25 protein-coding genes and 2 pseudogenes are annotated in these 24,053 nt (G+C 72.9%); 19 read left to right on the top strand and 8 right to left on the bottom strand.

Going from position 1 to position 24,053, the window contains the following annotated elements:
• From AC2RP6_RS15620 to AC2RP6_RS15595, 6 genes and pseudogenes are all read left to right on the top strand, one after another.
• Positions 1–985, top strand: a pseudogene (locus tag AC2RP6_RS15620) (ABC transporter ATP-binding protein).
• Positions 978–2,042: an ABC transporter ATP-binding protein gene (locus AC2RP6_RS15615; RefSeq protein WP_486446752.1), complete on the top strand. Its 1,065-nt coding sequence runs from the start codon at positions 978–980 to the stop codon at positions 2,040–2,042. The pseudogene AC2RP6_RS15620 and the gene AC2RP6_RS15615 overlap by 8 nt, the downstream one beginning before the upstream one ends.
• 360 nt (positions 2,043–2,402) lie before the next feature.
• Entirely contained in the window at positions 2,403–2,597 is a 195-nt protein-coding gene (locus AC2RP6_RS15610; RefSeq protein WP_030036986.1) for a hypothetical protein, read from the top strand.
• 61 nt (positions 2,598–2,658) lie between these two features.
• Entirely contained in the window at positions 2,659–3,555 is an 897-nt protein-coding gene (gene mshB, locus AC2RP6_RS15605; protein WP_486446751.1) for an N-acetyl-1-D-myo-inositol-2-amino-2-deoxy-alpha-D-glucopyranoside deacetylase, read from the top strand.
• Entirely contained in the window at positions 3,552–3,935 is a 384-nt protein-coding gene (locus tag AC2RP6_RS15600; RefSeq protein ID WP_486446750.1) for a DUF6113 family protein, read from the top strand. The genes mshB and AC2RP6_RS15600 overlap by 4 nt, the downstream gene beginning before the upstream one ends.
• Before the next feature lie 205 nt (positions 3,936–4,140).
• Positions 4,141–6,135 (top strand): peptidoglycan binding domain-containing protein, encoded by a 1,995-nt coding sequence (locus AC2RP6_RS15595; protein ID WP_486446749.1) that lies wholly within the window; start codon positions 4,141–4,143, stop codon positions 6,133–6,135.
• 138 nt (positions 6,136–6,273) lie between these two features.
• Here the strand turns inward: AC2RP6_RS15595 and AC2RP6_RS15590 are convergent, their stop codons facing one another.
• Both AC2RP6_RS15590 and AC2RP6_RS15585 read right to left on the bottom strand, forming a co-directional pair.
• On the bottom strand, positions 6,274–6,999 hold the full coding sequence (locus AC2RP6_RS15590; protein WP_486450350.1) for a transglutaminase family protein: 726 nt from the start codon (positions 6,997–6,999) through the stop codon (positions 6,274–6,276).
• Between the two features lie 65 nt (positions 7,000–7,064).
• On the bottom strand, positions 7,065–8,051 hold the full coding sequence (locus AC2RP6_RS15585) for a GNAT family N-acetyltransferase (protein ID WP_486446748.1): 987 nt from the start codon (positions 8,049–8,051) through the stop codon (positions 7,065–7,067).
• A gap of 117 nt (positions 8,052–8,168) precedes the next feature.
• Between AC2RP6_RS15585 and fdxA the strand changes: the two genes are divergently transcribed.
• Together fdxA and dapC are read left to right on the top strand one after the other, a co-directional pair.
• Positions 8,169–8,498 carry a ferredoxin gene (gene fdxA / locus AC2RP6_RS15580; protein WP_030027294.1) on the top strand — a complete coding sequence of 110 codons (330 nt, stop codon included), beginning with the start codon at positions 8,169–8,171 and terminating at the stop codon, positions 8,496–8,498.
• Positions 8,499–8,604: 106 nt separating this feature from the next.
• The gene (dapC, locus tag AC2RP6_RS15575; RefSeq protein ID WP_486446747.1) at positions 8,605–9,702 is read left to right on the top strand and encodes a succinyldiaminopimelate transaminase; all 1,098 of its coding nucleotides are present in this window, start codon (positions 8,605–8,607) and stop codon (positions 9,700–9,702) included.
• A gap of 103 nt (positions 9,703–9,805) precedes the next feature.
• On the opposite strand, the gene AC2RP6_RS15570 is transcribed toward dapC, so the two are convergent.
• Together AC2RP6_RS15570 and AC2RP6_RS15565 are read right to left on the bottom strand one after the other, a co-directional pair.
• Positions 9,806–10,168: an ATP-binding protein gene (locus AC2RP6_RS15570; RefSeq protein ID WP_486446746.1), complete on the bottom strand. Its 363-nt coding sequence runs from the start codon at positions 10,166–10,168 to the stop codon at positions 9,806–9,808.
• Between the two features lie 290 nt (positions 10,169–10,458).
• Positions 10,459–11,442 (bottom strand): hypothetical protein, encoded by a 984-nt coding sequence (locus tag AC2RP6_RS15565; protein WP_486446745.1) that lies wholly within the window; start codon positions 11,440–11,442, stop codon positions 10,459–10,461.
• A gap of 87 nt (positions 11,443–11,529) precedes the next feature.
• Here AC2RP6_RS15565 and dapE point away from each other — a divergent pair, with 87 nt between their 5' ends.
• Both dapE and AC2RP6_RS15555 read left to right on the top strand, forming a co-directional pair.
• Positions 11,530–12,609, top strand: a complete 1,080-nt coding sequence (dapE, locus tag AC2RP6_RS15560) for a succinyl-diaminopimelate desuccinylase (RefSeq protein ID WP_486446744.1) — start codon at positions 11,530–11,532, stop codon at positions 12,607–12,609.
• Positions 12,610–12,673: 64 nt separating this feature from the next.
• Positions 12,674–13,441, top strand: coding sequence for an LOG family protein (locus tag AC2RP6_RS15555; protein ID WP_486446743.1), 768 nt, complete (start codon positions 12,674–12,676; stop codon positions 13,439–13,441).
• A 66-nt stretch (positions 13,442–13,507) separates the two neighbouring features.
• Here AC2RP6_RS15555 and folP read toward each other — a convergent pair whose 3' ends face one another.
• Positions 13,508–14,368: a dihydropteroate synthase gene (gene folP / locus AC2RP6_RS15550; RefSeq protein ID WP_486446742.1), complete on the bottom strand. Its 861-nt coding sequence runs from the start codon at positions 14,366–14,368 to the stop codon at positions 13,508–13,510.
• A gap of 76 nt (positions 14,369–14,444) precedes the next feature.
• On the opposite strand from folP, the gene AC2RP6_RS15545 reads away from it, so the two are divergent.
• Positions 14,445–14,801: a DivIVA domain-containing protein gene (locus AC2RP6_RS15545; protein WP_486446741.1), complete on the top strand. Its 357-nt coding sequence runs from the start codon at positions 14,445–14,447 to the stop codon at positions 14,799–14,801.
• The gene (locus AC2RP6_RS15540; RefSeq protein ID WP_486446740.1) at positions 14,798–15,385 is read left to right on the top strand and encodes a DNA-3-methyladenine glycosylase I; all 588 of its coding nucleotides are present in this window, start codon (positions 14,798–14,800) and stop codon (positions 15,383–15,385) included. Before AC2RP6_RS15545 ends, AC2RP6_RS15540 begins: the two co-directional genes overlap by 4 nt.
• 28 nt (positions 15,386–15,413) lie before the next feature.
• Here the strand turns inward: AC2RP6_RS15540 and chcB are convergent, their stop codons facing one another.
• Positions 15,414–16,217: a 2-cyclohexenylcarbonyl CoA isomerase gene (gene chcB, locus AC2RP6_RS15535; RefSeq protein ID WP_486446739.1), complete on the bottom strand. Its 804-nt coding sequence runs from the start codon at positions 16,215–16,217 to the stop codon at positions 15,414–15,416.
• 333 nt (positions 16,218–16,550) lie between these two features.
• On the opposite strand from chcB, the gene AC2RP6_RS15530 reads away from it, so the two are divergent.
• Both AC2RP6_RS15530 and AC2RP6_RS15525 read left to right on the top strand, forming a co-directional pair.
• The gene (locus AC2RP6_RS15530; RefSeq protein WP_003966491.1) at positions 16,551–16,718 is read left to right on the top strand and encodes a DUF3117 domain-containing protein; all 168 of its coding nucleotides are present in this window, start codon (positions 16,551–16,553) and stop codon (positions 16,716–16,718) included.
• A 117-nt stretch (positions 16,719–16,835) separates the two neighbouring features.
• Positions 16,836–17,453, top strand: a complete 618-nt coding sequence (locus AC2RP6_RS15525) for a hypothetical protein (protein WP_486446738.1) — start codon at positions 16,836–16,838, stop codon at positions 17,451–17,453.
• Between the two features lie 50 nt (positions 17,454–17,503).
• Here the strand turns inward: AC2RP6_RS15525 and AC2RP6_RS15520 are convergent, their stop codons facing one another.
• Positions 17,504–18,166, bottom strand: coding sequence for an O-methyltransferase (locus AC2RP6_RS15520; RefSeq protein ID WP_030032218.1), 663 nt, complete (start codon positions 18,164–18,166; stop codon positions 17,504–17,506).
• Positions 18,167–18,343: 177 nt separating this feature from the next.
• Between AC2RP6_RS15520 and sigE the strand changes: the two genes are divergently transcribed.
• The 5 genes and pseudogenes from sigE (at position 18,344) to AC2RP6_RS15495 (ending at position 22,724) form a co-directional block, all read left to right on the top strand.
• On the top strand, positions 18,344–19,123 hold the full coding sequence (gene sigE / locus AC2RP6_RS15515; RefSeq protein WP_486446737.1) for an RNA polymerase sigma factor SigE: 780 nt from the start codon (positions 18,344–18,346) through the stop codon (positions 19,121–19,123).
• Positions 19,120–19,785, top strand: coding sequence for a zf-HC2 domain-containing protein (locus AC2RP6_RS15510; protein WP_486446736.1), 666 nt, complete (start codon positions 19,120–19,122; stop codon positions 19,783–19,785). Before sigE ends, AC2RP6_RS15510 begins: the two co-directional genes overlap by 4 nt.
• Before the next feature lie 54 nt (positions 19,786–19,839).
• A pseudogene (locus AC2RP6_RS15505) lies at positions 19,840–21,280 on the top strand (S1C family serine protease).
• Positions 21,281–21,399: 119 nt separating this feature from the next.
• Positions 21,400–21,834 carry a sec-independent translocase gene (locus tag AC2RP6_RS15500; protein ID WP_486446735.1) on the top strand — a complete coding sequence of 145 codons (435 nt, stop codon included), beginning with the start codon at positions 21,400–21,402 and terminating at the stop codon, positions 21,832–21,834.
• Between the two features lie 137 nt (positions 21,835–21,971).
• Positions 21,972–22,724, top strand: a complete 753-nt coding sequence (locus AC2RP6_RS15495; RefSeq protein WP_486446734.1) for a hypothetical protein — start codon at positions 21,972–21,974, stop codon at positions 22,722–22,724.
• Positions 22,725–22,866: 142 nt separating this feature from the next.
• On the opposite strand, the gene AC2RP6_RS15490 is transcribed toward AC2RP6_RS15495, so the two are convergent.
• A complete protein-coding gene (locus AC2RP6_RS15490) occupies positions 22,867–24,027 on the bottom strand; it encodes an Mrp/NBP35 family ATP-binding protein (protein ID WP_045322631.1) in 1,161 nt (386 codons plus the stop codon).
• Positions 24,028–24,053 lie beyond the last annotated feature (26 nt).

The following is a 24,053-nucleotide window of genomic DNA, read 5'->3' as shown; positions in this document are numbered from 1 at the left end:
ATGCTGCTCGAGGTCCGCGACCTGCACGTGGAATTCAAGACGCGCGACGGAGTCGCGAAGGCGGTCAACGGGGTCCACTACTCGGTGGACGAGGGCGAGACGCTCGCCGTGCTCGGCGAGTCCGGCTCCGGGAAGTCGGTGACCGCCCAGGCCGTGATGGGGATCCTGGACGTGCCGCCGGGCCGGATCGCCGGTGGCGAGATCCTCTTCAAGGGCCGCGACCTGCTGAAGATGAAGGAGGACGAACGGCGCAGGATCCGCGGCGCCGAGATGGCGATGATCTTCCAGGACGCCCTGTCCTCCCTCAACCCCGTGCTCACCGTCGGCGCCCAGCTCGGCGAGATGTACGAGGTCCACCGCGGCACCTCCCGCAAGGAGGCCCGCGCCAAGGCCGTCGAGCTGATGGACCGGGTACGGATCCCGGCGGCCAAGCAGCGGGTGGGGGACTACCCGCACCAGTTCTCGGGCGGCATGCGCCAGCGCATCATGATCGCCATGGCGCTGGCCCTGGAGCCCTCGCTGATCATCGCGGACGAGCCGACGACCGCCCTGGACGTCACCGTCCAGGCCCAGGTGATGGACCTGCTGGCCGAGCTTCCAGAGGGAGCTCAACATGGGCCTCATCCTCATCACCCACGACCTCGGCGTCGTCGCGGACGTCGCCGACAAGATCGCCGTCATGTACGCGGGCCGGATCGTCGAGGCCGCCCCCGTCCACGAGATCTACAAGGCGCCCGCGCACCCGTACACGCGCGGCCTGCTGGACTCCATCCCGCGCCTGGACCAGAAGGGCCAGGAGCTCTACGCGATCAAGGGCCTGCCGCCCAACCTGCTCCGCATCCCGCCCGGCTGCGCCTTCAACCCGCGCTGCCCGATGGCGCGGGAGGTCTGCCGCAGCGACGTCCCGCCGCTGTACCCGGTCACGGAGTCGCCCGTGCCACGGGCCAGCGCCTGCCACTTCTGGAAGGAGTGCCTCCATGGCTGAGCCCCTCCTGCAGGTGACGGACCTGGCCAAGCACTACCCGCTCACCCAGGGCATCCTCTTCAAGAAGCAGGTCGGGGCCGTCAAGGCCGTCGACGGGGTCTCCTTCGACCTGCACGCCGGCGAGACGCTCGGCATCGTGGGCGAGTCAGGCTGCGGCAAGTCCACCGTGGCCAAGATGCTGGTCAACCTGGAACGGCCGACCGCGGGGTCGATCGCGTACAAGGGCGAGGACATCAGCCGGCTGTCGGCGCGCGCCCTGAAGGCCGTGCGCCGCAACATCCAGATGGTGTTCCAGGACCCGTACACCTCACTCAACCCGCGCATGACCGTCGGCGACATCATCGGCGAGCCGTACGAGATCCACCCCGAGGTGGCCCCCAAGGGCTCGCGCCGCGGGCGCGTCCAGGAGCTCCTGGACGTCGTGGGCCTGAACCCGGAGTACATCAACCGCTACCCGCACCAGTTCTCCGGCGGCCAGCGCCAGCGCATCGGCATCGCCCGCGGCCTGGCCCTCCAGCCCGAGATCATCGTCGCCGACGAGCCGGTCTCCGCCCTGGACGTCTCCGTCCAGGCGCAGGTCGTCAACCTGCTGGAGAAGCTCCAGGACGAATTCGGCCTGTCCTACGTGTTCATCGCGCACGACCTCTCGATCGTCCGGCACATCTCCGACCGGGTCGGCGTCATGTACCTCGGGCGGATCGTCGAGATCGGCACCGACGCCGAGATCTACGAGCACCCCACCCACCCCTACACCCAGGCGCTGCTTTCGGCCGTGCCGGTCCCCGACCCGCAGGCCCGCGCCCACCGCGAGCGGATCATCCTGACCGGCGACGTGCCGTCCCCGGCCGACCCGCCGTCCGGCTGCCGCTTCCGCACCCGCTGCTGGAAGGCCCAGGACCGGTGCGCGACGGAGGTCCCGCTGCTCGCGGTCCCGGAGGTGTTCTCCTCCGGTCCGGCGGCGCATCCGTCGGCGTGTCACTTCGCGGCGGAGAAGCAGGTGGTCCCGCAGGTGCCGCCGGAGGAGACCGACCGACCCGGAGGACTGCACAAGGACTGAGACGCTCACCCCGCGGAGCGATCATTTCCGGCCACCCGTCGCGTTCCGCTTGCGGGGGCGGCCACGGTCCTCCAACTCGGTTTACCTGTAGGCAACTTGACCGTTTCTGCCCCGAGATCTGGGGCATGCAGGCTGGGTGCCGTGCGGCCGTGCGGGTGCCGACAGCAGGCCGGGGGGCGTGAACGCCCCCCGGCCTGCCCGTGCGTGACCCCGGCCGTGCGCGGCATGCGCCCCTCGTGCTGCCGGATTTCGATCGATGCGCTGGCACGGATAGTTATGATCCGTAGCGCACGGTGGGTATGACTCTCGCCGAGCACGAATGCGCGTACCGATGTCCGCTCGACGTGGAGGTGAAACGCCGTGGCACTCTCGATCTCTGCCGTGGTGCTGCTGGCGATCATCGTCTTCCTGCTGGTCCGCCGGGCGGGCCTGAAAGCGGGACACGCGGTGGTCTGTGTGCTGCTCGGCTTCTACCTGGCGAGTTCCACCATCGCCCCGACCCTCAGCCAACTCACGTCCAACGTGGCGAGCATGATCAGCGGCATCAAGTTCTAGAAGCCCGCCGGACGGGGCGGGCAGGCCGGTCGCGGAGGGGGAGACCCCCTAGGCTGGGCCCATGAACGGTCTTCCCGCCCGTCGTCTGCTCTTCGTGCACGCGCACCCCGACGACGAGTCGATCAACAACGGCGTCACCATGGCCAAGTACGCGGCCCAGGGCGCCCACGTCGCTCTGGTGACCTGCACCCTGGGCGAGGAGGGCGAGGTCATCCCGCCCGCCCTCGGCCACCTGACGGCCGACCGCGACGACGCCCTCGGTGCGCACCGGATCGGCGAGCTCGCCGCCGCCATGGCCGAACTGGGCGTCCAGGACCACCGGTTCCTCGGCGGCCCCGGCCGCTTCCGCGACTCCGGGATGATGGGCGCCCCGCAGAACCGCCACCCGCAGGCCTTCTGGTCCGCCGACGTGGACGAGGCCGCCGCGTACCTCGTGGAGGTGATCCGGGAGCTGCGCCCGCAGGTGCTCGTCACCTACGACCCGGACGGCGGCTACGGCCACCCGGACCACATCCAGGCCCACCGGGTCGCCATGCGCGCCGCCGAGCTGGCCGCGGAGAAGGCGTACCGGCGCGACCTCGGGGACCCCCACACGATCGGGAAGATCTACTGGAACCGCGTCCCGCTCTCGGTGGTCGAGGAGGGCTTCGCCCGGCTCGGTGCAGCCGGGGCCGAGGTGTCCTTCCCGGGGCTGGCCTCGCCGCGGGACGTGCCGGGGGTCGTCGACGACGAACGGATCACGGCCGAGATCGACGCCGACGAGACGCTCGTCGCGGCCAAGACCGCCGCCATGCGGGCCCACGCCACCCAGATCGCCGTGGAGGGGCCCTTCTTCGCCCTCTCCAACGACCTGGCGCAGCCGCTGTTCGCCCGCGAGTACTACGAACTGGTCGAGGGCCGACCGGGCGTCGCGGCGGGCGAGCGCGAACACGACCTCTTCGCCGGGGTGGACGCGTGACCGGCACCCTGACGGCGGGCCGGATCGCGGGCTGCCTGGGCCTGCTGGTGCTGGGTGCGCTGACCGGCGCGGCCGGCTGGCTGGTCGTCGACCTGTGGTTCCCCGGCGGGCTGCTGCTCGGGCTGCTGGCCCTCTTCGGCCTCTTCCTCGGCGGCCGGCTCGCCCTCGGGACCGGCCTCGGGGTGGGCGGCGCCGCGGTCGGCTGGTTCCTCGCCTACGTGGTGCTCAGCCTGCCGCGCCCCGAGGGGGACTTCGTCCTCAGTTCGTCCGGAATCGGCATGTACGCCTACCTATTGGGCGGAACGGTGCTGGCTGTGATGTGCGCCACGATCACTCTTCCCGCCGATCGACCGGTTTCGGCCTCCCGGCCCGTCAAGTGACGTGGTGTCGGACCTCGTAGGGAGTCCGGCCGACCCATGGGAGCGGGGGCTCTCGTGGCGCTTCAGGGGGGTTTGACGGGCCCGAAGAGGAACCCCTGATTCCCGGCAGTCAGTTGCGCGCGGGCGGCGGCCAGTATGGTGGACGGGCCGCCGAGCTGCCCGCGCACGGTATGACGGGCGGCGGAGCCAACCGGGAGAACCTGCCTTGAGTCGTGAAACCGACAGTTCGTCCTCCGGGCCCAAGGGGCACGGGGGAGCCGCTTACCCCTCGGGTACGCCGCCGTACGGAACCGGCCAGTACCCGTCCACGACTGTGCCCGGGCCCGGCGCTGCGACCGCCCCGGAGGAGAACCCTGTGACCTCGAACCCGTCCACGCCCGAATCCGACGGGCCCAAGACCGAGACCACCCTGACGACCCGGATCCGGATCAACATCCCGGGTTCGCGGCCGATCCCCCCGGTGGTCGTGCGCAAGTCGATGGGCACCAACACCGGCTCGTCCGGCGACGGGGCGCAGACCCCGCCGGAGCCGGCGCCCGCGCAGCAGGCCGAGCCCCCGCTCCCGCAGCGACCGGGCCCGCGCCCGACGCGTGTCGAGGCCGCGCCGGAGCCGGACCCGGCGCCGGCCGAGGAGGCCGCCAGCAACTGGTTCGCGCCCCGCAAGCCGCCCACCCCCGCGCCCGCGCCCGCCGCGCCGGCCGCCGCGCAGATGCCGCCGGCCGCTCCCGCGCCGCCGCTCGCCAAGCGGGTGCCCGGCGCCACCCCGACGCCGTCGCCGACTCCGCCGCCCGCGCCCGGCGCCGGGTTCACGCCCCCGCCGCACACGCAGGCACCGCCGGCGCCGGACGCCGCGTACGCGCCCCCGCGCACCCCGCCGCCGCCCGTCGCGGACTACGGCACGGGCTACGCCCCGCAGCAGGCACCCGCCCCGGGGGCCCCGATGCCGGGCGCCCCCGGCGCCGGAACGACCCAGGGCTTCCCCGCGTACGGGAACGGCCAGGCCGACGGCGGTCCCTCGACCGAGGCGTTCCCCGTCTACGACAGCCAGGCCGCCGGCCCGGCCGGCCCCACCGCGGGCCCCGGGTTCGGCTCCCGCCCCGCCGGCGGCGGCCCGTCCGCGGCCGACGCCGCGGGCTGGCCCGGACCCGACCTGGACGGCCCGCTGCCGACCCCCGTACCGGCCCCCGCGCCGGCCGCCCCCCGCCCCGCACCGCCCGCGGACAAGAAGGGTTCCGCGAAGAGCGCCGCGAAGCCCGCCAAGAAGGGCCGCTCCAAGCTGGTCCTCGTCGGCGGCGGCATCGTGGCGCTCGTCGGCGTGGCCTACGGCGCCGGTCTGCTCCTGAACCACTCCGACGTCCCCAAGGGCACCACCGTCCTCGGGGTCGACATCAGCGGCAGCCGCGACGAGGCCGTCTCCAAGCTCCAGACGGCCTTCGGCACCCGCGCCGCGGCGCCGATCCAGCTGACCGTCGGCGGCAAGCCGGTCGAGCTGAAGCCCGACAAGGCCGGCCTGACCCTGGACGGCCAGACCACCGTGCGCAACGCCGCGGGCAGCGACTACAACCCCATCACGGTCATCGGCTCGCTCCTCGGCAACGAGCGCGTCGCCGACGCCGTGATGCCCGTCGACGAGGAGAAGCTCACCGTCGCCCTCCAGGAACTCGCCGGCACGGCGGGCTCCGTCACCGAGGGCACGATCACCTTCGACAACGGCAAGGCCGTCGCCGTCCCCGGCAAGGCGGGCACCACCCTGGACGTGGACGGCTCCGTCGACCTCGTCACCAAGGCCTTCCGCGACCAGGTCGGCACCGGCAAGGCTGCCGTCCTGGAGCTGCCCACCGTCACCAAGGAACCGACGATCAACCAGGCCGAACTGGACCGTGCGATGAAGGAGTTCGCGGAGCCCGCGATGTCCGCCAACGCCACCGTCAAGGCCGGCACCAAGTCCATCGCCTTCGGCAAGCTGTCGCTCCCCAAGATCCTCAGCATGCAGGCCGTGGACGGACGCCTCACCGAGAAGTTCGACCTGGAGGCGCTGAAGTCGACCTACGGGAACACCTTCGACGGGGTCATGATCACCCGCGGCACCGGCGCCAGGACGGCCGTCACCCCGCAGGACGTCGTCGGCGCGCTCGCCAAGGCCCTGCGCGGCAAGACCGCGGCCGAGCGGACCGTGGTCATCGACACCAACCCCAGCTGAGGCACGGCAACGACGGTGCCCCCGCCCGGACCCCGGGCGGGGGCACCGCCATGTCCGCCGCACGACATCCGTCATGCCCCGCCGGGCCCGCCCCGCCGGAACGGGCGGGCCCGAGTGCGCTTCGGCCGGGAGGGCGCCTCAGTTCAGCAGGGCGCGGGCCGAGACCGCCTCGGCGCGGATGCGGGCCGCCGCGGCGTCGTCCACCGCCGCCACGACCTCGGCGTACGCGTCGAGTTCGGCCGCCCCCTCCCGGAAGGAGCCCCGCTCCACCAGCAGCCGCGCCCGCTCGTACCGCAGCGACGCCGGATGCGACGGCAGCAGCAGCGACAGCTCCAGCGCCCACAGCGCCACCCCCGACTGCTCCGGCCGGGTCGAGGCCCAGGCCCGGATGTTGGTCAGGATCCGCGGCACGACGTCCAGCGTCCTGGCCGGCGTGCGCGGCCCCGACGCCAGTTCCGCCGGCCCCGCTCCCAGGGAGGCGCCGCCCGCGAAGGGGTCCACCACCACTCCCTCCTCCGGGTCCCCGAAGCCCACCACGAAGTGCCCCGGCAGCCCCAGCCCGTACACGGGCGCGCCCGCCCGCCGGGCGACCTCCAGCCACACCACCGACAGCAGGATCGGCAGACCGCGCCGCCGCCGCAGCACCTCGTGCAGCAGCGAGGACGACAGCCGCTCGTAGTCCGCCGGGGTGCCGTGGAAGCCCAGGCGCCCGCCGAGGAGTTCCGTCACCGCCGAGGCCCAGGCCCGCCCGCCCCGCAGCCCGTACGGCAGCATCCCGGCCAGCCGGTCCAGTTCGATCTGCGCCCAGTCCATGGCGCGTTCGTCCAGCTCCGGATCCGCCTCCGCCGCCAGCAGCAGGCACATCAGCGCCAGGTCGGGCCGCTCGGACCTGGCCTGCGCCGCGAACTGCTCCCGCCGGGCCGGCGTGCTCACCGGGCCGCCCGGAAGTGGTGGTAGGCGTGGTGCGCGGCGAAGCCCATCCCGTCGTACAGCGCCCGCGCCCCCGCGTTGTCCGTCTCGACCTGCAGCCACGCCGCCGACGCGCCCTCCTCCAGCGCGCGCCGCGCCAGGGCGGCCATCACCGCGGTGGCGAGTCCCTCCCGCCGGTGGGCGGGATCGACCGTCACCGCCGCGAAGCCGGCCCACCGGCCGTCCACCACGCAGCGTCCGATCGCCCGGCCCCCGGGCAGCGAGGCGAACCACACCGACGGACCCCGTACCAGGACCCGTCGGGCCACGTCCGGGTCGGAGACCCGCCCGTAGCGCCCGAGCCACTCCTCGTCCGGGACGCGGGTGAGAGCCACGGACCCGCTCGCGGGCGCGTCCACGTCGCCCACCGGGGCCAGCGCCCCGATCCGTACCTCCGCCGACGCCTCGGACACCCAGCCCCTGCGCTCCAGCTCCGCGCACAGCAGCTCCTGCGTGCCGGCGGCTCCCGTGGCGGCCTGGACATAGGCCGGAAGTCCTCGTTCCGCGTACCAGGAGGTCACTCGGGCGAGTGCATCGTCGAGCGGTATGCCCGGGTCGCCTTCGGGCAGCACGGAGTTGGCCCGCCGGGTGAACCCGGCGGCGGCCCGCAGCGTCCACCCGCCCAGCGGCTCGCTCTCCAGCGGCTGCCAGGCCCGCGCCGAGACCCTCGTCAGCTCCTCGAAGGAGGCCGCGGGGCCCCGCCGCCGGGCCGGCGCCGGGGGCACGACCTTGCCCGCCACCAGCGAGGATTCCGGGATGCGGACGGACCGGCCGTCCTTCTTTGTGATCAGCAGCACACCCTGGTCCCAGGATGTGAGAACACCGACCGTGTCCGTGAACTCGGGTGATCCGCTCAGTCCCGTCCCCACCCGTCGTACAGAGACACGTTTACCCACGTCAGCCGGGGTGATTCGGACCTCCAGCAGCCCTCCGGCAGTGATTTCCACAGCTCTGTCCGCCCCTCCTGTTCGGATCGTGCCCGGGAACGGAGATACTAGGTGCGGGCATCGACGACGCCGCGCTCCCGCGCGATATGGAAAGCCCTACCGAGGAGGAACGAGAGCGTGACCTACGTCATCGCGGAGCCTTGTGTCGACGTCAAGGACAAGGCATGCATCGAAGAGTGCCCCGTCGACTGCATCTACGAGGGCCAGCGGTCCCTGTACATCCACCCGGACGAGTGCGTCGACTGTGGTGCGTGTGAGCCGGTCTGCCCGGTCGAGGCCATCTTCTACGAGGACGACACCCCGGAGGAGTGGAAGGACTACTACAAGGCGAACGTCGAGTTCTTCGACGAGCTCGGTTCGCCCGGTGGTGCCTCCAAGCTGGGTCTGATCGAGCGCGACCACCCCTTCGTCGCGGGGCTGCCCGCCGGCATCAACGGCGAGCACTGACCTGCACGGCAGAAGCGCCCCTCGGTCCCGTACGGCCTGCCCGCCGCACGGGACCGCGGTGTTTTCCGACCCGTCCCACCAGCACTCAGAGAGAGCAGAGACCACCGTGGCCGCAGTATCCGACCGTCTTCCCGCCTTCCCCTGGGACAAGCTGGAGCCGTACAAGGAGACGGCGGCGGCCCACCCGGACGGCATCGTCGACCTGTCCGTCGGCACGCCCGTGGACCCGGTTCCGGAGCTGATCCGGCAGGCCCTGACCGACGCCGCCGACTCCCCGGGCTACCCGACGGTGTGGGGCACGGCCGCCCTGCGCGACGCCATCACCGGCTGGCTGCGCGGCCGGCTCGGCGCGAGCGCGGCCGAGCACCGCAACGTGCTGCCGGTCGTCGGCTCGAAGGAGCTGGTGGCCTGGCTGCCGACCCAGCTCGGCCTGGGCGCCGGCGACCAGGTGGCCCACCCCCGGCTCGCCTACCCGACGTACGAGGTCGGGGCGCGGCTGTGCGGTGCGGAGCCGGTGGTCTACGACGACCCGGTCACCGATCTCGACCCGGCACGCGTGAAGCTGCTGTGGCTCAACTCCCCGTCCAACCCCACCGGCAAGGTCATCGCCAAGGAGGACCTCGTCCGGATCGTGGCGTGGGCGCGGGAGCACGGGATCCTGCTCTTCAGCGACGAGTGCTACCTGGAGCTGGGCTGGGAGGCCGAGCCCGTCTCCGTCCTGCACGACGACGTGTGCGGCGGCTCCTACGAGGGGATCGTCGCGGTCCACTCCCTGTCCAAGCGCTCGAACCTGGCGGGGTACCGGGCGGCTTTCGTCGCCGGTGACGCGGAGGTGCTCGGCGAGCTGCTGCAGATCCGCAAGCACGGCGGCATGATGACGCCCGCGCCGGTCCAGGCGGCCACGGTGGCGGCGCTCGGCGACGACCGGCACGTGGCGGAGCAGCGGGAGCGCTACGCGGCCCGCCGTACGGCGCTCCGCGCCGCCCTGGAGTCGCACGGCTTCCGGGTCGAGCACAGCGAGGCGAGCCTCTACCTGTGGGTGACCCGTGACGAGCCCTGCTGGGACACCGTCGCCCACCTCGCGGACCTGGGCATCCTGGTCGCGCCCGGCGACTTCTACGGCGAGGCGGGAGCCCGCTTCGTGCGCGTCGCCTTCACGGCCACCGACGAGCGCGTCGAAGCGGCGGTCAAGCGGCTCGGCTGACCCGGGCCCCGGGGCCGGGGCGGCTCCGGGCCGCGGCGGCCCCGGGACAGCCCGAAGGGGCCGGGAGTGCGGAACTCCCGGCCCCTTCGGTGTTTCCCGGACGTCAGCCCAGCGCGCCGCCGGGCAGTCCCGCCGGCAGGACACCGCCCACGGGCAGTGCGGAGACCGGCAGCTCCTGGGTCGTGGGCAGACCGCCGAGCAGGCCGCCCGCCTGGCCGGCCAGGTCGGAGGTGGGGGCCGGCAGGGTCTTGGCCGCGGCACCCACGGAGCCGACGGCGTCGGTGGCCGTTCCCGTGGCCGAGTCGGCGGTCGCCGAGGGGGCGTCCGTGGCGGTGAGTGCGCCCAGCTGCGGCACGGACTCCAGACCGGCGGCGTTGGCGGCGCCGGCCGCACCGACCACGGGCGCTGCCCCGGCTGCGACGAGCAGCGCGGCACGGGCGATCCGACGGGTCAGGGGGAGGGACATGATGCTCCTAAGCGGTAGCGGCTGAGTACGGCCTGACTAACCGCTCGCGGGGCGGGTGGAGTTGCGGCGCCGCCGGGTAAAGGATCGGTAACGCATCGTTTAATCGGCTTCCGTGACAAGAGCATGGGATGGGCGCCGACCAGGGGTTCTTCCCCTCAGACGGGCTCTCCGGCGCGGGTGAGGAGCGAGGTGATCACCCCCGCAGGAGTGATCACTCGTACGCACGGCCGGGTGCCCCCGGGCCGGCCCGCGCCCGCCCGCCCGGCAGGGGCGTGCCGGGTCCGGCCGGCTCAGCGGGCCAGGAAGATCCGCACCTCACCGGGAGCCGCGCCGTAGGGGTCGCCGTCGCCGCTCTTCGCGCCCGCGTCCCCCTGGTCCTGCCAGCGGCCCCGGTCCTTGCCCGCGACCCACCCGCGCAGGTCGTAGGAGACCCGGGCGATCCCCATCTCGCGCGAGTTGGCGACCGCCCAGTGGGCCATCGCCCGGCTGCGGCGCGTCGCGGCCTCGCCGGCGTCCCGCTTCTCCACCATCGTGATCTCGGGCTCCGCGACGACCCGGCCGACGCCCGCGCTGCGGCCGGCCTGACCGCCCTGGCCGCCCTGGGGGCCGGTGGTGTGCATCCCGTCCTTGCCGAAGATCCGCTCCAGGCCCGCGCGCACCTTCTCGGGGTCGCCGGGCTGCGTGGGCGCCGGCCCGCCGCAGTCGATGCGGCCGCCGCCGGCGAAGGCCGCGGTGAGCACCGTCGCGTCCGGCTCGTGCTTGGCGTAGGCCTGCGGGTACCCGCTGCGCTGCACCTTCTGCGCGGCCACCGTCAGCGGCAGCCGCGAGTACCCCGGCACGTCGGCGAGGTGGTCGTAGAAGATCCCGGCCGAGTAGACCGGGTCCGTGATCTGCTCCGGTGTGCCCCAGCCCATCGACGGGCGCTGCTGGAACAGCCCCAGGGAGTCCCGGTCGCCGTGGTCGAGGTTGCGCAGGGCGGACTCCTGCATGGCCGTCGCCAGGGCGATGGTGACGGCCCGGTCCGGCAGTCCCTTGGCGATGCCGACGGCGGCTATCGTCGCCGCGTTCGCCGCTTGTTCCGGGGACATCTCGTACTTTTCGGAGCCGCCGTCACGGACGGACGCGTCCGCGCTCGCGACGCAGAAGGGGGCGCCGCCGCCGTTCGAGGCGCGCTGCACGGCGAAGTACCCCACCACCGACAGGAGAACGAGCAGGCCGACGACCACACGGAGCAGCCTGCGGCGGCGGGGGCGGGGATCACGGATCTCGGACACGCGGCCCACCGTACTTGAGCCGTATGACGCGTCCACCGGCCGGACGAGGGACGCTTCGCCACACCCCGGGGCGTTAGGGTCAGTTCCATGTCCGAATCCGAGCTGGACCTCACCCTGGACGCCGCCGAGCTGACCGCCCGGCTCGTCGACATCCCTTCCGTGAGCGGCGACGAGAAGGTACTCGCCGACCTCGTGGAACACGCGTTGCGCGGCCTGCCCCACCTCACCGTGGACCGCTTCGGCAACAACGTCGTCGCCCGCACCGACCTCGGCCGCGCCGAGCGCGTCGTGCTCGCCGGCCACCTCGACACCGTGCCGATCGCCGACAACGTCCCGTCGCGCCTCGACGAGAACGACGTCCTGTGGGGCTGTGGCACCACCGACATGAAGTCCGGCGTCGCCGTGCAGCTGCGCATCGCCGCGACCGTCCCCGAGCCCAACCGGGACCTCACCTTCGTCTTCTACGACCAGGAGGAGGTCGCCGCCGACCTCAACGGCCTCGGCAAGGTCGCCGAAGCCCACCCCGACTGGCTCGCGGGCGACTTCGCGGTCCTGTTGGAGCCCTCGAACGCCGAGGTCGAGGGCGGCTGCCAGGGCACCCTGCGGGTGCTGCTGCGCACCGCCGGCGAGCGCGCCCACTCCGCCCGCAGCTGGATGGGCTCCAACGCCATCCACGCGGCGAGCCCGATCCTGGCCCGGCTGGCGGCGTACGAGCCCCGCAAGCCGGTCATCGACGGTCTGGAGTACCACGAGGGCCTCAACGCCGTCCGCATCGAGGGTGGCGTCGCCAACAACGTCATCCCCGACGCCTGCACCGTGACGGTCAACTTCCGCTACGCCCCCGACCGCAGCGAGGACGAGGCGATCGCCCACGTCCGCGAGGTGTTCGCGGACTGCGACATCGCCGAGTTCGTCGTCGACGACTCCTCCGGCGGCGCCCTCCCGGGCCTCGCGCACCCCGCGGCCGCGGCCTTCATGGAGGCGGTGGGCGGCCGGGCCATGCCCAAGTTCGGCTGGACGGACGTCTCCCGCTTCAGCGCGCTGGGCGTCCCGGCGGTGAACTACGGTCCGGGCGACGCCCTGCTGGCCCACAAGGTCGACGAGCGCGTGGAGACGAAGGCGATCCTGCACTGCGAGGAACGACTCCGCGCCTGGCTGACCTCCTGAATTCCGCTTCTCGTCACCTTTGTGCGCCTACCCTGATCCAACGATCAGCAGGAGGGAGCACATCATGGGCAACCCCAGCACGTCCGACGGGTCCGCTCGTCACCGGCCCGAGGAGCAGCAGCTCGGGCCGGTGCTGAGGCGGCGGAGCCAGGTGCAGGCGGGCAGTACGACGGACCAGCGGCTGCTGGACTCCGCCGGGCCCTCCGAGTGGGTCCACACCGATCCCTGGCGGGTCCTGCGCATCCAGTCGGAGTTCATCGAGGGCTTCGGCACGCTGGCCGAGCTGCCGCCCGCGATCAGCGTGTTCGGCTCGGCCCGCACCCCGCAGGGCTCGCCCGAGTACGAGGCCGGCGTGCGGATCGGCGGCGCGCTGGTCGACGCCGGGTTCGCGGTGATCACCGGTGGTGGCCCGGGAGCGATGGAGGCGGCCAACAAGGGCGCCCGCGAGGCGAACGGGATCTCCGTCGGCCTCGGCATCGAGCTGCCCTTCGAGCAGGGGCTGAACCAGCACGTCGACCTCGGCCTGAACTTCCGGTACTTCTTCGTCCGCAAGACGATGTTCGTGAAGTACAGCCAGGGCTTCGTGGTGCTGCCCGGCGGGCTGGGCACGCTGGACGAGCTGTTCGAGGCGCTGACCCTGGTCCAGACCCAGAAGATCACCCGCTTCCCCATCGTGCTGTTCGGCACGGAGTACTGGAGCGGCCTGGTCGACTGGCTGAAGGGCACGGTGATCGCCCAGGGCAAGGCCTCGGAGAAGGACCTCTACCTGTTCCACGTGACCGACGACGTGGACGAGGCGATCGCCCTGGTGACGAAGGAAGTCGGGAAGTAGTCCCGGTCCGCGGGCCGGCCCCGGCCGGCCCGCCGGAGCCCGCGCCGGCCTGCGGCCGTCGGTGCGTCAGGCGAGGCCGCGACGGGCGACCGCGGGCGGACGGTGGCCCTGGATGGAGCGCACCATGTCCAGGACCTGGCGGGTCTCGGCGACCTCGTGGACGCGGTACACCTGCGCGCCGAGCCAGGCCGAGACGGCCGTGGTGGCCAGCGTGCCCAGCAGCCGCTCCTTGACCGGCTTGTCGAGGGTCTCGCCGACGAAGTCCTTGTTGGACAGCGAGACCAGCACCGGCCAGCCCGTCGCCGTCATCTCCTCCAGCCGCCGGGTCGCCTCCAGCGAGTGGCGGGTGTTCTTCCCGAAGTCGTGGCCCGGGTCGATCATGATCGCGTCGCGGCGGACGCCGAGGGCCACCGCCCGTTCGGCGAGCCCGACCGTGACCCGCAGGATGTCCGCCATCACGTCCTCGTAGGCGATCCGGTGCGGCCGGGTCCGCGGCTCGACCTCGCCCGCGTGCGTGCAGACCAGGCCGGCGCCGTGGCGCGCGGCCACCTCCGCCAGCTTGTGGTCCACCCCGCCCCACGCGTCGTTCAGCAGGTCCGCCCCGGCCTCGCAGACGGCCTCGCCGACCTCGTGCCGCCAGGTGTCCACGCTGATCACCACGTCCGGGTGGCGGCGCCGGACCTCGGCCACGAAACCGACCGTGCGCCGCGCCTCCTCGGCCGCGTCCACGTGCTCTCCCGGGCCGGCCTTGACCCCGCCGATGTCGATGATCGCGGCGCCCTCGGCGACGGCCTGCTCCACCCGGTCCAGTGCGGGCTCGTCGCGGCACGTCGCGCCCTGGTCGTAGAAGGAGTCCGGAGTCCGGTTCACGATGGCCATGATCACCGGCTCGTGGGTGTCGAACTCGCGCCTGCCCAGTCGCAGCATGCTGGTCTTTCCTCCTTCGGCGGCCCTCGCGCCTCGCCTGCGACCTTAACCTGGTGGCCGGAGTCTCTCAGGGGAGTTGATCGTGTTCTTCTTCTTGATGATCGCGCTGGTCGTGGTCGTGGCAGCGGTCACCCTCGCGGTGATCGGCGGCGGCTCGGAGGCCGTCCTGCCGGAAGCGGAGCCGGACCGGGTGGCGGACGGGCTGCCGGAGAGCCGGCCCGTGGTGCGGGAGGACATCGACGCGCTGCGGCTGCCGGTCGCGCCGCGCGGCTACCGGATGGCCGAGGTGGACGACGTACTGGAGCGGCTCGCCGCGGAGCTCGCCGAGCGCGACGCGCGGATCGCGCTGCTGACGGGAACGGCGACTCCCGGTCCCGCGGCCCCGCAGGACGCGTCCGGCCCGGTCGACCTCAGCAAGGGCGGTGAGCGGTGAGCGGAGCGGTGGCGGGCGCGGACGGGCTGCTGCGGTGCCCGTGGGCGCTGTCCACCGGGTCCACCGGTGAATACGTCGCCTACCACGACTCGGAATGGGGCCGGCCGGTCCACGGCGACGACGCCCTGTACGAGCGGCTGTGCCTGGAGGCCTTCCAGTCGGGGCTGTCCTGGCTGACGATCCTGCGTCGGCGCGAGGGCTTCCGCAAGGCCTTCTCGCACTTCTCCATCGCGTCGGTCGCCGAGTTCGGGGTCGCGGACGCGGAACGGCTGCTGGCCGACGAGGGGATCATCCGCAACCGGGCCAAGATCGAGGCGACCCTGGCCAACGCGAAGGTCCTCGCCGGCTGGGAGCCCGGCGAGCTGGACGCCCTCATCTGGTCCCACGCCCCCGAGGAGCCGGGACCCGCGCCGCTCACGGTCACCGAGGTCCCGGCCGTCACCACGGAGTCCACGGCGCTGGCCAAGGCCCTCAAGAAGGCCGGCATCCGCTTCGTCGGCCCGACCACCGCCTACGCCCTGATGCAGGCGTGCGGGCTGGTCAACGACCACCTCTCCGCCTGCGCCCTGCGCGACCCGGCCTGACCGCCGGGCCGCGCGGCGGCGCCGCGTATCAGCGGCCGAGGTACTTCGGCGGCTGCTTCGCCAGGAAGGCCTGGACGGCGATGGAGTGGTCCTCGGAGGCCCCGGCCCGGGTCTGCAGGACGTCCTCGTGCACCAGGGACTCCGCGAGGGTGTGGGAGGCCCCGTACGCGAGGGACTCCTTCAGGGAGGCGTAGGCGACCGTCGGGCCCGCGGCCAGCGCGCGGGCCACGGCCTCGGCCTCGGCGTGCAGGGAGTCCGAGGGCACCAGGCGGTTGACGATGCCGAGGTCGTAGGCCTCCTGGGCCTTGATCGAACGCGGGAAGAGCAGCAGGTCCGAAGCGCGGGAGGCGCCGATCAGACGGGGCAGGGTCCACGAGACCCCGGAGTCCGCGGTGAGCGCGACGCCCGCGAACGAGGTGTTGAACGAGGCGGTGTCGGCGACGACGCGGAAGTCGGCCGCCAGCGCGAAGCCGAAGCCGGCTCCGGCCGCCACGCCGTTGACGCCGGCCACCACGGGCTTCGGCATCTCGGTGAGCGCCCGCACGATCGGGTTGTAGTGCTCCTTGACCGTGTTCATGGTCAGCGCGGAGCCGGTCTCGCGGTCCGCGGCGAGGTTCCCGATGTGCTCCTTGAGGTCCTGGCCGACGCAGAACGCCCGGTTGCCGGCGGCGGTCAGCAGGACCGCGCGGACCGCGGTGTCCTCGGCCGCGGCCCGTACGGCGTCGCGCAGCGCGACCTTGGCCTCGGTGTTCATCGCGTTCATCGCGTCGGGACGGTTGATCGTGATGGTCGCGAGTCCGTCGGTCACTTCGTAGAGCACACTGTCGGCCATGGCAGGGGGTCCCCCTTCGTCGCGGGCTTGGCTACCGGCCGGTACCGGCCGGTGCAAGGGCCAGCATGGCGGACCGCACGCGGAGCGCACATGTGATGTGCGTCAAAGAAAGCGGAAGCGGTTGGCCGGGTGCGGCGGCGAAGTATCGCAGGCGGATCCCCGAAATGAGTGGTTTTGGCCGAGCGCGTTGCCCAAGCGTTCCCGGGTGATGTTGGTCATCGGGTCCTGACATGCGGGATAATGGCTGGGAAGCAATGTGTTCGATGCCGGGTATTAGGCGCCTGAATGGGGCCGTCGGCTGACGATGAGCTGGTTTCAGGAAGGGGAACGAGCATGGCGGCCATGAAGCCGCGGACGGGCGACGGCCCGCTCGAGGTCACCAAGGAGGGGCGGGGCATCGTCATGCGCGTACCGCTCGAGGGCGGCGGTCGGCTTGTCGTCGAGCTGACCCCCGATGAGGCGGACGCCCTGGGTGACGCCCTGAAGAAGGTCGTCGGCTGACCCGCTGACAGCACTTCCACCTTCTGCTTTCGCATTCTCTGCGCTGCCCCGGCCGCACCCCGCGGTCGGGGCAGCGTTGTGTCGTCCGAGGACCCGACCGACCCGGTGGAGCCGCACGTGACCTTCTCCCCGCCCGCACCACCGGCCTTCGCGGAGTGCACCCCGCGCCAGAAGGCGGCCCGCCTCCTGTCGGACGTGCTGGCCCCGGCGAACCTGGTGGTGGCCCTGCTCCTGCTCGTCGGGCGGCACAGCACCGGGTCGTGGACGGGCCTGGGCTGGGGGCTGCTGGCCGCCCTGTTCTGCGGTGTCGTACCGATCGGCATCATCACCGTCGGGGTCCGCCGCGGGACGCTGACCGACCAGCACATCCGCGTGCGGCGTCAGCGGGTCGTCCCCATGGCCCTGAGCCTGCTCTCCGTCCTCGCCGGAGTCGCCCTCCTGCGCGTCCTCGGCGCCCCCGCTCAGGTCTTCGCGCTCGTCGTCGCGATGCTGGTGGGGCTGGTGTTCTCGCTGCTGGTCACGGTGGTCTGGCAGATATCCGTCCACATGTCCGTGGCCGGCGGCACCGTGATGATCCTGCTGCTCGTCTTCGGCCCCGTGGTGCTCCCGGCAGCCCTGGTCGCCGCCGCCGTGGGCTGGTCCCGCCTGGTGCTGCGGGCCCACACGCCCGCCCAGCTGCTCGCCGGCACCGCGCTGGGCGGTACGACGGCCCTCACCTTCGTGCTCGTGGGCTGATCCGGCCGATCCGGCCCGTGCGCCGGGGCGGCGGACGGGCCGGCGGGCGGTCAGCGGCGCACGGCGCAGAGCAGCCCGTCACCCACCGGAAGCAGCGCGGCCTCCAGCGCCGGGCTCTCCCGGACGCTGCGCAGCAGCTCGCGGACGCGGAGCACCTCCACCGGCTGGGCCGCGGAGTCGACCGTACGGCCGTCGGAGAAGACCCCCTCGAAGCACACCAGCCCCCCGGGGCGCAGCAGGCGCAACGATTCGGCGAGGTAGTCGAGGGACTCGGTCGGGTCCCCGTCGCAGAAGACGAGGTCGTACCCGCCGTCGGCGAGGCGGGGCAGGACGTCGAGTGCGCGGCCGGGGATGAAGCGGGCCCGGTTGCCCGCGAAGCCGGCAGCACGGAAGGCCTGGCGGGCGAAGGCCTGCCGGTCCGCCTCGGGGTCGACCGTGGTGAGGACCCCGTCGGGGCGCATCCCGTGCAGGAGGTGGATGCCGGAGACGCCGGTCCCGGTGCCGATCTCGGCGACCGCCTTGGCGTCCGCGGTCGCGGCCAGCAGGCGCAGCGCGGCGCCGGTCCCGGGGGAGACGGAGCGCAGGCCCGCTTCCCTGGACCGGTCGCGGGCCCATCGCAGAGCGTCGTCCTCGGCGACAAACGCGTCGGCGAACGCCCAGCTCGTCTGCCGGTTGCCGGTAATGACCCTCTCCTGTCCCCATAGTTGGCGCAACGGTGACTGTATCCGTTGACGTCGGGAACCCGCAGATGGGACCGGGCGTTGTGAGGGGTGGAGGCGGGACGAGAAGGACGGCGCCGGGCAGATCGGCGGCGGGGACCGCCCCGGGGCCTAAGGCTTGCGTAAAGATACTGCAAAAACCCTTATCCGGAGCTGACAGAGGGGGTGGCTATGGTAGGGACTCCACTGGACACCACCAGAGCCGACAGGGGAGGTGCGGCTGCGCCTGTGGATCGTGGAGGCGTGTTCAGACGCCTCTTCTGGTCGGCGGGTGAGCCGAAATCCGTGACCTACACTGCTGACCGCTTCCACACCGCAGACACCGCAACCACCGCGACCTTTGCCGCAGATGCGGGATCGCAGGCGTGGACCCCTCCCTCGTGGGAGGAGATCGTCAGCACGCACAGCGCGCGGGTGTACCGCCTCGCCTACCGTCTGACGGGCAACCAGCACGACGCCGAGGACCTGACCCAGGAGGTCTTCGTCCGCGTCTTCCGCTCGCTGTCCACGTACACGCCGGGCACGTTCGAGGGCTGGCTGCACCGCATCACCACGAACCTGTTCCTGGACATGGTCCGCCGCAAGCAGCGGATCCGCTTCGACGCGCTCGCCGACGACGCCGCCGAGCGGCTGCCGAGCCGCGAGCCGTCCCCCCAGCAGGTCCTCCACGACACGCACTTCGACGCGGACGTCCAGCAGGCGCTGGACACCCTCGCCCCGGAATTCCGCGCGGCCGTGGTGCTGTGCGACATCGAGGGCCTGTCGTACGAGGAGATCGCCGCGACGCTCGGCGTGAAGCTCGGCACCGTGCGCAGCCGCATCCACCGCGGCCGCTCGCACCTGCGCAAGGCGCTCAAGCACCGGTCTCCCGCGGCCCGTGCCGAGCAGCGTGCGCTGGCGGGTGTGGCGACGGGCGCGCCGGAGGCCGGGAGAGAGGGCGGAGCCGAGTGACCGGAGCCAGTCCGTCCCCTGCCGAACAGCACCTTGGTGACCGGCTTGCCGCCCTCGTGGACGGGGAGCTGAAACACGACGCGCGCGAGCGGGTCCTGGCACACCTGGCGACCTGCGCCAAGTGCAAGGCCGAGGCCGATGCCCAGCGCCGTCTGAAGACCATGTTCGTGGAGAGCGCGCCGCCACCGCTGTCCGCGGGCCTGCTCGCACGCCTGCAACAGCTCCCGGGAGCCGGCCCCGACGGCGCGCCCCCCGGCCCTCCCGGCCCACCGGGACCGGGCGCCGCCCGGCCGGACCCGTTCGAGGCGTTCGCCTACGGGCTGCCCGTGGCCGCCGCCCGACCGCAGCACGAGGGCTTCCGCATCCACGAGGTGGGCCGTCCGCGCCGCCGGTTCGCCTTCGTCGCCGCCGGAGCGGTGTCGCTGGCGGCCCTCGCGCTGGGCGGCACGCTGCCGCTGGAGGGCACGGAACCGAACGTCCGGGGTGATTCCCCGGCGCCGACCTCCCGGCCCGGCCCCGCGCTGTCCGTGACCGACGCGGTCCGCGACCGCCCGCCCACCCCCGCGGCCGTGCCGACCCTCCTGACGGCCGTGGCGAGCCCTCTGGCGCCGCCCCAGCCCTCCCCGCCGGGCTCGGCCCGACCGGTCTCCCTGCTGCGCTGACGCGGGACCTGGTTGAATCGGCCGGACATGCGCACAGGCAGGCGGGGAGCGCCCATGGCCGACAGGCAGCAGACCGAACCGGCTCCGCAGTGGTGGAGCCGGCCCGAGGGCACGGCCGACAGCCGTCGCGACGGGGTTCCGGCCCCGCGTCCCGAGACCGACGGCGACGCCGTCGACGCGGACGGCGGCGCTGGCGGCGACATCGCGGGGACCGGGGCCGCCGGACGCCCGGCGGCCCCCGCCCACGAGACACCGGCCCACGAGGCACCGGCCGACGGGGCACCGGCCGAGGGGGCACCGGTCCCCGAGGCGGCGGCCCATGAGCCGCCCGCCCACGAGGTCCGCTACGACCCCTGGGGCGCGCAGCCCCTCCAGGTCGTGGACCGGGGCCGGGACCGGCGCGGCTTCCGGCTGTGGCAGGTGGCCGCCCTCGCCGCCACGACGGCCCTGCTCGCGGGCGGGATCGGCGGCTGGGTCGGCGTGCTCGCCGAGCGGCAGAGCAGCACCCGGCTGGAGCTGCCGCAGGCGGCCGTCGCGGACAAGGGCCGGGCCCCCGACAGCGTGGCCGGGATCGCGGCCACCGCACTGCCCGGCGTGGTGACCCTGCACGTGCGCGGTGCGAAGAGCAGCGGCACGGGCACCGGCTTCGTCCTGGACCCGCAGGGGCACATCCTGACCAACAACCACGTCGTCGCCGACGCCAAGGAGATAGCGGTCACCTTCAGCAGCGGCGAGAGCGTCACCGCCGAGCTGGTCGGCCGTGACTCCGGCTACGACCTGGCCGTGGTCAAGGTGAGCGGGGTGCGCGGGCTGCGGCCGCTCAGCCTGGGGAACTCCGAGAACGTGAAGGTCGGCGACCCGGTCGTGGCCATCGGCGCGCCCTTCGACCTCTCCAACACCGTCACCGCCGGCATCATCAGCGCCACCGGCCGCCCCGTGACCGCGGGCGGCGACAAGGGCGACGGAAGCGACATCAGCTACGTCGACGCCCTCCAGACCGACGCCCCCATCAACCCGGGGAACTCCGGCGGCCCCCTCCTCGACGCCCGGGCGCACGTCGTCGGCATCAACAGCGCGATCCGCGGCGCCGACAAGGACGACCCGGACCGGCAGGGCGGCTCCATCGGCCTGGGCTTCGCCATCCCCATCAACCAGGGCAAGCGCGTCGCCGAGGAGCTGCATCGCCACCGGCCACGCCACCCACCCCGTCATCGGGGTCACCCTCGACATGGACTACACGGGCGACGGGGCCCGGGTGGGGGACAAGGGCGAGGACGGGAAGCCCTCCGTGACCGCCGGCGGGCCGGGAGCGCGGGCCGGCATCAAGCCCGGCGACGTGATCACCAAGGTGGACGGACAGCGGGTCCGCGGCGGCGACGAGCTGATCATCAAGATCCGGGCCCACCGCCCGGGCGATCCGCTGACCCTGACCGTGCTGCGCGACGGCCGGGAGCGCACGCTGGGCGTGGTCCTCGGGTCCGCGAACGGCTCATGATCTCCGCGTGACCGGGGGGTGAAACCCCCCACTGGGCCGGGACGTGTGTAGGGGCCCGCGGGCAAGGCCGGGTACCGTGTGTGCGGGCCCGAAGTGACAGAGAGCCGAGGAGCGGCAAGGTGTTCAACGACATAGGCGCACTCGAACTCGTCACGATCGTGGTTCTGGCCATCCTCGTCTTCGGTCCGGACAAGCTGCCCAAGGTCATTCAGGACGTCACGGGCTTCATTCGCAAGGTCCGCGCCTTCTCCGACAGCGCCAAGCAGGACATCCGCTCGGAACTCGGCCCGGAGTTCAAGGACTTCGAGTTCGAGGACCTGAATCCCAAGACCTTCATCCGCAAGCAGCTGTCGGAGAACGAGGACCTCAAGGAGATCCGCACCAGCTTCGACCTCCGCAAGGAGCTGAACGACGTCTCCGACGCCGTCAAGAACCCGGAGCCCGATCCCGCCCCGGCCTCCCCGTCCGGCGCGGCCGCCGGCGCGGACCTGCTGAAGAAGCCCGCGGCACCGGCCTCCGAACAGCGCGCGCGCTTCGACGCCGACGCCACCTGACCCAGCCTGCCCGGCGATCCGGGGTCCGGTGGCTATCCTCCATCTGTCCGGATCGCGGGACGCCCGAGGGAGGGGGTCCCCCCAGCGCAGCGAGGGGGAGGGCCGTTCCGGACCCAACGGAACGAGAGGCCGCCCAGATGGAGACGACGAGCAGCAGCCTGGTAGGCGCGCAGACCGCCGAGGCACCCGCCGCCGCAGACCCCGCGCAGGATCCGCATACCGGCCCGCATACGAGCCCGCATACGGGCGACCGTGCCGAGGGGCAGCAGCCGGAGGCCGCAGCCCCCGTGCCGGCGGCCCGCCGGACGGCCGAGGGCTTCCTGGCCGCCGACTTCCCCTGGTACGGGCTGGACGAGGCCTTCACCGGCCCCCGCTGGCTGATGCAGGTCGGTACCGCCGCCGACGGAACGGTCGAGCACGGCTCCACCGGCCACGGCGACGAGCCGTCCGCCCGGGGCGAGATCGCCACCGGCGAGAAGGAGCGCTTCGCCGTGGTCATCACGGTGGCGAGCAACCCGCTGCGGCGCAGCGGTGACGGCACCGGAGTCCTGGAGGCCACCTCGGTCTCCTCGGCGGCCTGGCTGGCCGGCTCCGGGCTGCTGGCCTACAGCTGGCCCGGCCAGATGGACCACGCCCTGCGCGACGACTGGCTCGACCAGCAGACCGAGGCCGCGTGGGAACTCGCCGACGACCTCGCCGGCGAGGACTGGTCCACGCTGTCGCTGCCGGTGGACGGGGAGCCGACCACCTTCCACTACCGCGAGTCCGAGTTCGGCTGGGTGCTCGCAGGGTCCACCGGGAGCGGGGTGCACCTGGGCGCGTACGGGCGCGGGATGAGCGCCTACGGTCTCGGCTTCTCGGAGATCTCCGACCTCGGCACGTACGAGTAGTCCCCTCCGGACGACGGACGACGGACGACGGACGACGGACGACGGACGACGGACGACGGACGACGGACGACAGGTCCGACGAAGAAGGGCACCGCCGGCCGGCGGTGCCCTTCTTCGTACTCGGCGGGGCCTCGGAGGGCCCTCAGAACTTGTTGCGCGGGGTGATGCCCAGGGACATGCCCGACAGGCCGCGCGCCCGGCCGCCCAGCTTGCCCGCGATCGCGCGCAGGGCCGCACCGGCCGGGGAGTCCGGGTCGGACAGGACGACGGGCTTGCCCTCGTCGCCGCCCTCGCGCAGCCGGACGTCGATCGGGATCTGGCCCAGCACCGGGACCGTCGCGCCGACCGTCTTGGTCAGGCCGTCGGCGACCTTCTGGCCGCCCCCCGAGCCGAAGACGTCCACCATCTCGTCGCAGTGCGGGCAGGGCAGGCCCGACATGTTCTCGACGACACCGACGATCTTCTGGTGGGTCTGCACCGCGATCGAGCCGGCCCGCTCGGCCACCTCGGCCGCGGCCTGCTGCGGGGTGGTGACGACCAGGATCTCGGCGTTCGGCACGAGCTGAGCGACGGAGATCGCGATGTCGCCCGTACCCGGCGGCAGGTCCAGCAGCAGCACGTCCAGGTCGCCCCAGAACACGTCGGCCAGGAACTGCTGCAGGGCGCGGTGCAGCATCGGCCCGCGCCACACGACCGGCGCGTTGCCCGGGGTGAACATGCCGATCGAGATGACCTTCACGCCGTTCGCGGACGGCGGCATGATCATGTTCTCGACCTGGGTGGGGCGGCCGTCCACGCCCAGCATGCGCGGCACGCTGTGGCCGTAGATGTCCGCGTCGACCACGCCGACCTTGAGGCCGTCCGCCGCCATCGCCGCCGCCAGGTTCACCGTGACGGACGACTTGCCGACACCGCCCTTGCCGGACGCGACCGCGTACACGCGGGTCAGCGAGCCCGGCTTGGCGAACGGGACCTCGCGCTCGGCGGTGCCGCCGCGCAGCGTGGCCGCCAGGTCCTTGCGCTGCTCGTCGCTCATCACGTCGAGGGAGACGGCGACGGAGGTGACGCCCGCGACCTTCTCGACGGCCTCGGTGACGTTCTTGGTGATGGTCTCGCGCATGGGGCAGCCCGACACCGTGAGGTAGACCGTGACGGCGACCGCGCCGCCGTCGCCGATCTCCACCGATTTGACCATGCCGAGCTCGGTGATCGGCCGGTGGATCTCGGGGTCGTTCACCGTCGCCAGAGCGTCCAGGATCGCGTCCTGCTCAGGCACGGCGGCGGAGCTTGTGTCGGTAGCCATGCCCCGATGGTACGGCTCGGCAGCAC

This window comes from Streptomyces sp. WAC03905 (assembly GCF_057371075.1).
Note: the sequence above shows the minus strand (reverse complement) of the source record. Positions and strands in the feature narration are given on the sequence as shown.